The organism is Rhodococcus sp. P14 (assembly GCF_000256505.1).
Lineage (GTDB): Bacteria > Actinomycetota > Actinomycetes > Mycobacteriales > Mycobacteriaceae > Rhodococcus > Rhodococcus ruber.
Genome location: NZ_AJFC01000283.1, coordinates 1 through 10,848, shown reverse-complemented (window position 1 = coordinate 10,848; position 10,848 = coordinate 1). Strand labels below are relative to the sequence as shown.

Below are 10,848 nucleotides of genomic sequence, written 5' to 3'. Positions count from 1 at the left end.
AGAAAAAGCCGGTCGTGCCGGCGGGCGCTCCGGGCGCGCTGTCGCTGCCGATCGTCGAGGTTCGCACCGGGTCCGCGTCCGGCGTCGCCTGACCCGAACCGCCGTTCGTTGGACGAGGACCGGACCTCTAGACTGTTCGGGTGTCGCAAACCCAGCAGTCCAGGCCGGTCCTCGTCGTCGACTTCGGAGCCCAGTACGCGCAGCTGATCGCCCGCCGCGTCCGCGAAGCCAAGGTCTACTCCGAGGTCGTGCCGCACACCACGCCGGTGGAGGAGATCGCGGCCCGCGACCCGCTCGCCGTAGTGCTCTCCGGCGGCCCCTCCAGCGTCTACGCCGAGGGCGCACCGCAACTCGACCCGAAACTGTTCGACCTGGACGTCCCGGTGTTCGGCATCTGCTACGGCTTCCAGGCCATGGCCCAGGCGCTCGGCGGCACCGTCGCGCACACCGGCAACCGCGAGTACGGGCGCACCGAGATGTCCGTCACCGGGGGTGTCCTGCACGACGGACTGCCCGCGACGCAGCCCGTGTGGATGAGCCACGGCGACGGAGTCACCGCCGCGCCGGACGGCTTCGAGGTGACCGCCAGCAGTCCCGGCGCGCCCGTGGCCGCGTTCGAGGACCGCGCGCGCCGGCTCGCCGGCGTGCAGTACCACCCCGAGGTCCTGCATTCCCCGCACGGCCAGCAGGTGCTCAGCCGCTTCCTGCACGACATCGCCGGTATCCCCGCCGCCTGGACGGCCGCGAACATCGCCGAGGCCCTGATCGAACAGATCCGCGAGCAGGTCGGTGACGGGCGCGCCATCTGCGGCCTGTCCGGCGGGGTCGACTCCGCGGTCGCCGCAGCCCTGGTGCAGCGCGCCATCGGCGACCGGCTGACGTGTGTGTTCGTCGACCACGGCCTGATGCGCGAGGGCGAACGACAGCAGGTCGAGAAGGACTTCGTCGCCGCGACCGGGGCGAGGCTCGTCACCGTGGACGCCGCCGACACGTTCCTGCGGGAACTGGCCGGCGTGACGGATCCGGAGACCAAGCGCAAGATCATCGGCCGCGAGTTCATCCGCAGCTTCGAAGGTGCCGTCTCGGAGGTGCTCGGAGAGAACGCCGCCCACGGCGACACCGTCGAGTTCCTGGTGCAGGGCACCCTGTACCCGGACGTCGTCGAGTCCGGTGGCGGCACCGGCACCGCGAACATCAAGAGCCACCACAACGTCGGTGGCCTGCCCGAGGATCTGCAGTTCGCGCTGGTCGAGCCGCTGCGGCTGCTGTTCAAGGACGAGGTGCGGGCAGTCGGGCGCGAACTCGGCCTGCCGGAGGAGATCGTCGGCCGCCAGCCCTTCCCCGGCCCGGGCCTGGGCATCCGCATCATCGGCGAGGTCACCCGCGAACGGCTCGCGATCCTGCGTCGCGCCGACTCCATCGCCCGGGAGGAGCTCACGGCCGCCGGTCTCGACAAGCAGATCTGGCAGTGCCCGGTGGTGCTGCTCGCCGACGTGCGGAGCGTGGGCGTCCAGGGCGACGGCCGTACCTACGGCCACCCGATCGTGCTGCGCCCGGTCTCCAGCGAGGACGCGATGACCGCGGACTGGACCCGCCTGCCGTACGAGGCCCTCGAGCGCATCTCCACCCGCATCACCAACGAGGTGCCCGACGTCAACCGCGTCGTCCTCGACGTCACGAGCAAGCCGCCGGGCACCATCGAGTGGGAGTGAGACGCGGCTGCGCCCTTCGGATCGGATCCGAAGGGCGCAGTGCGTTCCGGGACGGTGCGGTCAGCGCTTCTTCTTGCCCGGCGCGAACACCAGGGCGGCGCCGACGACCACGGCGAGCGCGACGAGCAGCCAGCGGAACTCGACGTTCGCGAGCGGCTCGAGGGAGAACGGCCCGATCAGCGCCCATGCGCTGACGGCCAGCGCCGCGATCGCGGAGAGCAGCATCAGGATCGACGGGCCCCGTCGCCGGGCGCCGGACGTCGGCTCGGTGGGGTCGGTGTAGTCGGTGTCAGCCACGGCGCACCTCCGAGTTGCCGAATGCGGTGTCGAGATTCAGGGTCAGGACCGGTCCGCCGACGCCGTCGTCGCCGCCGTCGAGGCCCTGGATCGTGCACGGGTTCGAAGCCTGCTCGGTGCAGACGACGTCGACGTCGAGGTTCCGCGGCAGCAGGATCTCGGTGGCGCCGAATCGGGTCTCGACGGAGACGGTCTCGTCCTCGGTGAGTTCGAGTCCACGCAGGTCCAGTTGCAGAGCGCCCATCTGCACCGAGTACGCCGGTTGCAGTTCCGCGGCGGTGCGGGGCGAGTACAACTGTTCCCCCCACGACGAGGTGTCGATCGGTCCGACGAGGGAGGCGAGCACCACGAACCCGAGCAGGGGACCCGTCACCACCAGCAGTCCGTAACCGCGGTGCAGGAACGCCCCGACGAGCAGGCCGAGTCCGATCACCGCGAGCGCGATCGCACCGATCCGCGCGGGGGTGAGCCACGCGACCTCGCCGGCGGACGCCACCGCGCCTGCGGCCGCCGCGGCGAGCACCGCCAGGCCCAGCACGGTCGTGGTCAGCCGGGAACGCGGCTGTTTCGCGGGCACTACGGCCGTCGTGGGCGTCGGCTCGGGCAGGTCCCATGCGAACGGTGCGACACCGAGCGGATCCCACGACGGTGGCGTGGGGCGCTGCAGCAACGGATCCTGCGGGGGTGCCGGTTCCGGCCCGGGGGACTGCGCACCGGTCCGGGGTGATTCCGGTTCCGGCTTCGTCCAGAAGTCCGGGTCCGCCGGTGCGGGCCCGGGGGCGCCGGTGTGCTGCGCGAAGGGCGCCTGCTGGTACTGACTCTGCTGGTACTGACTCTGCTGGAACGGCGCCTGGAAGGGGTTCTGGGGGAACAGCTGCGGTGCCCCGGGCAGGACCGGTGGTTCCGGCCGGCGTTGGTACAGCAGCCACAGACCGCCGAGCATCAGCACCATGCTGACGAATCCGGAGCCGCCCACCCCGGCGCCCAGCGGACCGAAGGCACTCGCCGCGACGGCCAGCACCACCAGCAGCACCACGACCTTGGTGCTCGATTCGGAGCTCTGGCCGCGGCCGACGAGGGATTCGGCGGGGGAGACCTGATCGCCGTAGCGCGGCAGCAGCAGCCAGCCCGCCAGATACAGCACCAGGCCGGCACCGCCGAAGAAGGTGGACACGACGAACGCCACGCGGATCAGCACCGGATCCACGTCGTATCGCACGCCGATGCCCGCGCACACCCCGGCGACGTGGCCCTGTCGTGGCAGCCGGACCGGACGGGTGCGCCACATGTCCGAGAGCTGCTCGGGGAAGCTTCGCGTGTTCATGAACCACATCCTTCTGGACCGCCGCCCCGTCGCGCATCAGGGACCGACCCTGATTTCCGCGCCGGTGGGCGGTCGCCGGTTCAGGGTTCGTCCCCGATGCCCGGGACGGGGTAGGCGTGCCAGTATCGAAGGTATGCAGCCGGTTCCCTACCCACCCCTGCCCACCCCCCGCCTCGAGCGCCGGGTCGGTGGCCGGGTCGTGGGCGGCGTGGCCGGCGGTCTCGCCGACCATCTCGGGGTCGACGTACTCAAGGTGCGGGTGGCGTTCACGGTGCTGGCCGCGCTCGCCGGCCTGGGCATCGTCGCCTACGGGTTGCTGTGGGTCCTCACACCGCAGGGCTCGGACACCGAACCGCCGTCACCGACCGAACGGCGCCGGGCCCTGGGCCTTGCGGTCATCGGAGTGGGCCTGGCCGTGGGGCTTTCGTGGCTGCTCAACGGGGGCGTGGGCTCGGTGATCGCACCCGTCGTCGTGGTGGCGGTGGGCGCCGCGCTGGTCTGGCGCGAGTTCGACGCGGAGGGACCGCGTTCGGTGCTGGGCCTGCCCGCGCGCCCGACCGTGCTCACCTGGGCGCGGGTGGTCGGCGGCGCCTCGCTCATCGTGCTCGGGCTCGGCGTCGTGATCCTCGCGCAGGTCGACGTGGCGGCCCTGCGCTCGTCGGTGCTGGCGGTGCTGGTGACACTGGTCGGGGCCGGCCTGCTGTCGGTCCCGCTGTGGGTGCGGATGTGGCGCGCGCTGGAGGCGGAACGCGCCGCCCGCGTCCGCAACGAGGAACGCGAGGAGATCGCGTCGCACCTGCACGATTCGGTGTTGCAGACGCTCGCCCTGATCCAGAAGCAGGCGGACGACTCGCAGGAGGTGCTGCGCCTCGCACGCAGCCAGGAGCGCGAGTTGCGCCGCTGGCTGTTCGGCGGTGGCGAGACCCCGCACACCAGCCTGGCCGAGGCGCTGCGCACCATCGCCGGCGAGGTGGAGGATCAGTACGGGGTGTCGGTGGCGCCGGTGATCGTCGGCGACGCGGTACCCGGCGACGACGAGGACCTCACCGCCGAGTCGTTCACCGCCCTGCTCGGTGCCACCCGGGAGGCACTGGTCAACGCGGCCAAGCATGCGCGGGTGGACAGCGTGGACCTGTTCGTCGAGGTCGAACCCGAACAGGTGAGTGTCTTCGTCCGGGACCGCGGCGTCGGCTTCGACGAATCCGCGGTTCCGGAGGACCGGCAGGGCCTGGCCCGTTCGATCCGGGGCCGGGTGGAGCGTCGCGGCGGCCGGGTCGTCGTGCGCTCGAACCCCGGCAAGGGCACGGAGATCCGCATCCACATGCCCCGTGCCGGTACCGGAGCGGAGCGCACGACGACCCTAGAGTGGGAGGGCACCGACGCCCGTTCAGAGGAGCAGCCCACTTGACGTCACTCGACGCCTCCCGCCGTTTCCGTGTGTTCCTGGTCGACGACCACGCCGTGTTCCGGTCGGGGGTGCGCGCCGAGCTCGGGCGGGAGGGCGACATGGAGGTCGTCGGCGAGGCCGGCACCGTCGCGGAAGCGGTCGCGGGAATCGACGCCACCCGCCCCGACGTGGTCCTGCTCGACGTCCACATGCCCGACGGGGGTGGGGTGGCGGTGCTCGGACGGATCGCCGACGGGCCGGTGTGCCTGGCGCTGAGCGTGTCCGACGCCGCCGAGGACGTCATCGCCGTGATCCGGGCCGGCGCCCGCGGGTACGTCACCAAGACCATCTCGGGAGCCGAACTGGCCGACGCGGTGCGACGGGTCGCCGGCGGGGACGCGGTGTTCAGCCCGCGTCTGGCCGGTTTCGTCCTGGACTCGTTCACCGGCCGCTCGAGCGTGCCGGAGCCGCCGCTCGACCCCGAACTCGATTCCCTCACCCCTCGCGAGCTCGAGGTGCTGCGCCTGCTCGCGCGCGGCTACACCTACCGCGAGATCGCCGAGGAACTGGTGATCTCGGTCAAGACCGTCGAAACGCACGCGTCGAACGTGCTGCGCAAGACCCAGCAGTCCAACCGCAACGCCCTCACCCGGTGGGCGCACCGGCGGCGGATCGACTGACCGGAGTTCAGTGCGTGGGCAGGCGCGCGGTCGAGCCGGTCGCGAGTGCCGCGGCGACGTGCTCGATCCCCGCGCGTACCGTGCGGCCGTACCCGTCCTCGGGCAGGATGTCGACGCAGTCGCGGGCCGCCGTCAAGTGCTCCGTGGCTACCGCGAAGGACCCGAGACGCCGGTAGTCGTCGGCGAGATTCAGGTGCAGCGACGGCTGGAAGGCCCGCACCTGCAACGCGGCGTCGTGCCGGGCGAGCCGGTCGTCGTCGAGGGCCGCGGCCGCGTCGAGGGCGCGGAGGTCCCAGGTGAGGGAGACGGCGGGATCGTCGTACAGATCGGCCAGGTAGTGGGCCAGGGCGCAGCGGTGCAGGGGATCGCCGTGCGGCCCCACGCTCGCCCACAAGGCCACCAGCCGAGTCCGGGCGGTGGGGTCGTCGCCGGAGCGGGCGGCTGTGACCGCCTCGGTGACGGCGGCCATGATCGGGTCGGGATCGGTGGTCACGGCCGTTCCTCCCGGCGGACGGGCATGGCCAGCGTGGTCAGGTCCCCGGCCGCGGCGGAGCGGATCACGACGGGCCGGTCGTAGGAGGCGATGTCCAGCAGCACCTCCGGTCCGACGGCGGTGTCGAGGGCGGCTCCCAGCCCGTCCCGGTCGAAGGCGAGATCCAGGTCGGCGCCGGTGACGTCGGCGGGCAGCACGCGGTCGTGCCCCCGGTGGCCGACGGTGAGTGCCGTCGCCCGCACGCGAAGGTCGATCGGGCCGGCCGCAGCGTCGCGCACGGCCCCGGCCAGGGCGTCGCGGTGCACGATCGCCCGCGTGACCGGCGGGGCGAGGGCGCCGAGCATGCTGCGGTAGTCGGGGAAGGTTCCGTCGACGGCCGGGCAGCGGTGCCGCTCACCGTCGGCGCCGGTGAGGGTGAGCGCGCCCGAGTCGTCGAGAGCCAGGCCGACGTTCTCGTGTTCCCGCAGCCACGTGGCGGTCCCGCGGAGCGCGGAGCTGTCGGCGACGGTGCGGAACGGGTCCCCGGTGCGGGCCGCGGCCGTCACCGAGCCGGTGGTCAGCCGGTAACGGTTCGTCGCCGTCAGGACCACCGCCCCGGCCTCCACCTCGACGAGAACGCCTGTCAGGCAAGGAATTTCCGGATCCATGGCGACGGACGGAAGAACGCGTTCGACGGTGCCGGCGAGGAGCCGGCCCGGCACGACGACCGCCGGCGGTGCCGCGAAGGCGGTGAGGCGGGACTTGACGTCGGAGGCCAGCCGGGTCGCGCGCTCGGCCCGGCGATGCAGTTCGGCGACGTGTTCGTCGAGCAGCGCGGCACCGGACTCGGCATCGCCGTCGAGGATCCGGCCGACATCCTCGAGCGGGACGTCGAGTTCGCGGAGCTGACGGATCGTCACCGCTCGTTCGCGTTGGTCGACCGTGTAGTACCGGTAGCCGGTGACGGGATCGACCAGGGCGGGCACGAGCAGCCGGCAGTCGCCGTAGAACCGCAGCGCTCCGGGGGTGAGCCCGCTGAGCCGGGCCATGATGCCGATCGTGATCAGGTCTGGGGAGGGGGTCACGGCACCATCATCGAGCTTCGGCCGACCCGAAGGTCAAGCTCAGCTGACGGCGACCGCGACGATCAGGGCCACGATCAGCGCGAGAACGATCACGGCCACCATGACCGCCATCGCCATCGGCGCGAACGCGACGACCTTCTCCCGTGTGGTGCGCGGCGGGGGGCCGGTGGGCTGCAGCCGGCGCAGCAACTCCGCGGGGCGGGGTACGCCCCGCAGCGAGACGGGCTGGGGAGCGGCGGGCAATCCGGTGAGGGTGCCGCCGGCGCCCGCGGTGCGCCGGGATCCCACGACGGGGGCGGTGGCGCGCCGCGCCCACACGGGGACGGTTCCGTCGGCGGACAGGATCGGACGGCCGCGGAGCAGTTCCGGGTCGGCGTCGGCCCCGAGGACGACCGCGGCGAGACGATCCCGGGCCTGCTCCATCGTCGGGCGACGGGCGGGGTCGGGTTCCAGCATCGCGAGCAGGACGTCGGTCAGTGGGCCCGTGCGGGTAGGCGGGATGATCTCGGCGCGGGCGACACGGTGCAACAGGGCGATCGAGTCGGGATCGATGCCGAACGGCGGCTGACCCTCGATCGCGGTGTAGAGGGTCGCGCCCAGGGAGAAGACGTCGCTGGCCTCGGTGGGATCGCTACCGCGGGCCACTTCGGGTGCGAAGAAGGCAGGGGTGCCGGTGATCACGCCGGACCGGTCGTGGTCGCCCTTCGCGCGGGCGATGCCGAAGTCGCTGATCTTGACCGTGCCCAGCTCGCGGCCGCGCTCGGCGACGAGGATGTTGCCCGGCTTGATGTCGCGGTGCACGATCCCGGCTGCGTGGGCGGCGGCGAGCGCATCGGCGACGTGTGCGCCGATCTGCGCCACCTCGAGCGGCGGCAGGGTGTCGGCGATGTTCATCACCTGGGCGAGGCTGCGGGAGGGAAGATGCTCCATGACCAGCCACGGCTCGCCGGAATGGAGGGCGACGTCGTACATCGCGATCGCGTGCTCGTGGGTGAGGCGGGCGGCGATCCGGCCCTCACGCAGCGTGCGGCGGCGGATCTCCTCGGCGGCCCCCGTGGGCAGGCCCACGGTCGAGGTGACCTGTTTGACGGCCACGTCCCGATCGAGCAGGGTGTCGTGGGCGAGCCAGACCGCCCCCATGCCACCGCCGCCGAGTTTGGAGACGAGCCGATAACGTCCGGCCACCAAGTGATCCGGGCCGACGACGCTTGCCGCTCGCTCCTGTTCCGACACCTTCACGAGGGTAGTGGATGCCGCGGGGGGCAGCGCTTGACGGGCGCCCCCGGAATCGGGTCTACTGAAGCTGTTCGAATACATGTTCGAACAACCGCGTCTTCCCCGCGGTTTGTCGGTGGGCCGTGTTATACGCGGCCGGCGCAGGGCGAGGGGAGTTCGTGTGGGCGAGGTGGCCGAGTTTCGGGTCGAGGGTGGGTCGCAGGATCCGGTGGGTCCTTCCCGGCAGGAACGGCTCGAGGCGTTGCGTCGGCAGATCGCCGCGATCCCCGCGAGGGGGGAGAGCGCCCGTCCCCGCCCGGCAGAACCCGCCGCGTCTCCGGTGCCGGCCGATCGGTTGCTCCCGGTGCCCGAGCCTCTCGCCCGGCTGCTCCCGGACGGCGGCCTGACTCGTGGATCCGTCGTAAGCTTTTCGGGAGCAACGTCTTTGCTGCTCGGTGTGCTGGCCTCGGCCACCGCCGCCGGTGGGCATGCCGCCGTCGTCGGCCATCGCCGCCTGGGTCTGCTGGCTGCCGCCGAGATGGGGGCCGAGTTGAGCCGGATCGCGCTGATCCCCCACCCGGGGCCGGATCCGGTGGAGGTGGCCGCCGTCCTGCTCGACGGCATGGACCTCGTCGTTCTCGGTCTCGGGGGCGTCGTGGTGCCGCCGTCGCGGGCCCGGGCGGTGGTGGCTCGGGCCCGGAGCAAGGGTGCAGCCCTGGTGGTCACCGACGGCCGGTGGGACGGAGCGCACGTGCGGCTCGAGGCTGCGGTGCACGGTTACCGGGGGCTGTCGGCCCCGGCCCGGGGCAGACTGTGCGGTACCAGGTTCTCCGTGCGTGCCCAGGGACGGTCCTTCCAGCCTCGGTCGGCGCGAATGGACCTGTGCGCCGGTCGAACCGGGGTGGAGTGGCGGCCGGGCGGACCGGCGCAGGTCGGCAGTCCCCGGCCTGCCGAGGTGGCGCTGTGAGCGAACCCCGCCCGGCCCGGGTGGTGGCCCTGTGGTGCCCGGACTGGCCGGCGATCGCTGCCGCCGCGGCCGCCGACCTGCCGCCGACGGCACCGGTGGCGGTGATCTCGGCCAACCGGGTGGTGGCCTGTTCCGCACCGGCCCGGGCCGCCGGCGTGCGACGGGGCCTGCGGCGCCGGGAGGCTCAGGCTCGGTGTCCGGATTTGTATGTTGCCCAGGATGATCCGGGTCGCGACGCGCGGTTGTTCGAACCGGTGGCGGCGGCGATCGATGCGACGGCGCCGGGCGTGGAGGTGCTGCGTCCCGGTCTGGTGGTGCTCGCCGCGCGCGGCGTCGTGCGCTGGTTCGGTTCCGAGGAGGCGGCGGCCGAGCGGCTGATCGACGAGGTGGCCGCCACCGGCGTCGAATGCCAGGTCGGGATCGCCGACGAGTTGTTCACCGCGGTGCTCGCCGCCCGCCACGCCCGCCTCGTCCCGCCCGGAGGGGACGAGGAATTCCTTGCGCCTCTGGGTATTTCGGAGATCTGTCTGGAGCCGTCCCTGGCGGCCCCGGAGCGCGTCGACCTGGTGGACCTGCTGAAACGGCTCGGTCTGCGCACGATCGGGGCGTTCGCCGCGCTGTCGCCGACCGACGTCGCCTCCCGCTTCGGCCCGGACGCCGTCGCCGCGCACCGCGACGCACGGGCACGGCCGCAACGGCCGCCGTCCGGTCGTGCCCTGCCGCCCGATCTGGTGGTGGAACGTCCCTGTGATCCGCCGCTCGAACGGGTCGACTCGGCCGCCTTCGCCAGCCGGGCACTTGCCGCGGTGCTGCACACCCGGCTGGCCGCGGCGGGCGTGGCCTGCACCCGGCTGCTGGTGGCCGCCCGCACCGGCAACGGTGAGGAATTGGCCCGGACGTGGCGCTGCGCCGAGCCGCTGACCCCGGACGGCACCGCCGATCGGGTGCGCTGGCAACTCGACGGCTGGCTCACCGGGCACAGTGCAGCCCGCCCCACCGCCGGGATCGTCCTGCTGCGGCTCGAACCGGTGGAGGTGGTGGCGGCGGGATCGTTGCAGCTGGGTTTGTGGGGCGGAGTCGGCGACGAGGACGAGCGGGCCCGGCGCGCCCTGGTGCGGGTGCAGGGACTGCTCGGTGCCGATTCCGTGTTGGTGGGGGTGCTCAGTGGTGGACGTGGCCCGGTGGAACGGGTGACCCTCGTGCCGCTGGGGGAGGAGTCGGTGCCGGCGACGGATCCGTCGGCGCCGTGGCCGGGCCGGCTACCGCCGCCCGCCCCGGCTGTGGTGCTCACCACCCTGCCTCCCGTTGCGCTCGAGGATGCGGCGGGCACCCCGGTGACGGTGACCGAGCGTGGTCTGCTCAGCGGCGATCCCGACCGGCTGAGCTGGGGCAGCCGCAGCTGGCGGGTGCGCGGGTGGGCCGGGCCGTGGCCGGTGGACGAGTACTGGTGGGATCCGGCGGCGGCGCGGGCGGTGGCACGGCTGCAGGTGCGGCTCGAGGAGTCCCGGGCCCTGCTGGTGATCCACGTCGACGAGCACTGGCATGTGGAGGGCGTCTACGAGTGAGTACGCTCGATGGACGTGGAGACCAGTGTGCTGACGGCCGCGCCGAACGGGGTGGCGATCGCCTACCGGGATTCGGCTCCCAGGACGGGCCGCCACCCCGTGCCGGTGCTGCTGGTGCACGGGATGGGCGGCGACGGCCGCACG

At 72.8% G+C, this 10,848-nt stretch carries 10 protein-coding genes and 1 pseudogene; 6 read left to right on the top strand and 5 right to left on the bottom strand.

The window, feature by feature from the left end; all coding sequences use genetic code 11:
* Positions 1 to 140 precede the first annotated feature (140 nt).
* Complete coding sequence (gene guaA / locus OEY_RS0119890; RefSeq protein WP_010595559.1) at positions 141 to 1,712, top strand: glutamine-hydrolyzing GMP synthase; 1,572 nt, start codon at positions 141 to 143, stop codon at positions 1,710 to 1,712.
* Between the two features lie 60 nt (positions 1,713 to 1,772).
* On the opposite strand, the gene OEY_RS0119885 is transcribed toward guaA, so the two are convergent.
* Both OEY_RS0119885 and OEY_RS0119880 read right to left on the bottom strand, forming a co-directional pair.
* The gene (locus OEY_RS0119885; protein WP_010595558.1) at positions 1,773 to 2,009 is read right to left on the bottom strand and encodes a hypothetical protein; all 237 of its coding nucleotides are present in this window, start codon (positions 2,007 to 2,009) and stop codon (positions 1,773 to 1,775) included.
* Positions 2,002 to 3,333 (bottom strand): PspC domain-containing protein, encoded by a 1,332-nt coding sequence (locus tag OEY_RS0119880; protein ID WP_010595557.1) that lies wholly within the window; start codon positions 3,331 to 3,333, stop codon positions 2,002 to 2,004. Before OEY_RS0119880 ends, OEY_RS0119885 begins: the two co-directional genes overlap by 8 nt.
* Before the next feature lie 133 nt (positions 3,334 to 3,466).
* On the opposite strand from OEY_RS0119880, the gene OEY_RS0119875 reads away from it, so the two are divergent.
* Both OEY_RS0119875 and OEY_RS0119870 read left to right on the top strand, forming a co-directional pair.
* Complete coding sequence (locus OEY_RS0119875) at positions 3,467 to 4,741, top strand: ATP-binding protein (protein ID WP_010595556.1); 1,275 nt, start codon at positions 3,467 to 3,469, stop codon at positions 4,739 to 4,741.
* Positions 4,738 to 5,400: a response regulator gene (locus OEY_RS0119870; RefSeq protein ID WP_010595555.1), complete on the top strand. Its 663-nt coding sequence runs from the start codon at positions 4,738 to 4,740 to the stop codon at positions 5,398 to 5,400. Before OEY_RS0119875 ends, OEY_RS0119870 begins: the two co-directional genes overlap by 4 nt.
* Positions 5,401 to 5,407: 7 nt before the next feature.
* Here the strand turns inward: OEY_RS0119870 and OEY_RS0119865 are convergent, their stop codons facing one another.
* The 3 genes from OEY_RS0119865 to OEY_RS0119855 are packed head-to-tail and all read right to left on the bottom strand — an operon-like array spanning position 5,408 to position 8,142.
* A complete protein-coding gene (locus OEY_RS0119865; RefSeq protein ID WP_010595554.1) occupies positions 5,408 to 5,893 on the bottom strand; it encodes a hypothetical protein in 486 nt (161 codons plus the stop codon).
* On the bottom strand, positions 5,890 to 6,957 hold the full coding sequence (locus OEY_RS0119860) for a DNA polymerase III subunit beta family protein (RefSeq protein ID WP_010595553.1): 1,068 nt from the start codon (positions 6,955 to 6,957) through the stop codon (positions 5,890 to 5,892). The genes OEY_RS0119865 and OEY_RS0119860 overlap by 4 nt, the downstream gene beginning before the upstream one ends.
* Positions 6,958 to 6,996: 39 nt before the next feature.
* Positions 6,997 to 8,142 carry a serine/threonine-protein kinase gene (locus OEY_RS0119855; RefSeq protein WP_010595552.1) on the bottom strand — a complete coding sequence of 382 codons (1,146 nt, stop codon included), beginning with the start codon at positions 8,140 to 8,142 and terminating at the stop codon, positions 6,997 to 6,999.
* Positions 8,143 to 8,353: 211 nt separating this feature from the next.
* On the opposite strand from OEY_RS0119855, the gene OEY_RS0119850 reads away from it, so the two are divergent.
* The 3 genes and pseudogenes from OEY_RS0119850 to OEY_RS28745 form a co-directional block, all read left to right on the top strand.
* Positions 8,354 to 9,139 (top strand): hypothetical protein, encoded by a 786-nt coding sequence (locus OEY_RS0119850; protein ID WP_026137516.1) that lies wholly within the window; start codon positions 8,354 to 8,356, stop codon positions 9,137 to 9,139.
* Positions 9,136 to 10,704 (top strand): DNA polymerase Y family protein, encoded by a 1,569-nt coding sequence (locus OEY_RS0119845; protein ID WP_010595550.1) that lies wholly within the window; start codon positions 9,136 to 9,138, stop codon positions 10,702 to 10,704. The genes OEY_RS0119850 and OEY_RS0119845 overlap by 4 nt, the downstream gene beginning before the upstream one ends.
* Before the next feature lie 15 nt (positions 10,705 to 10,719).
* A pseudogene (locus tag OEY_RS28745) lies at positions 10,720 to 10,848 on the top strand (alpha/beta fold hydrolase); the annotation flags it as partial.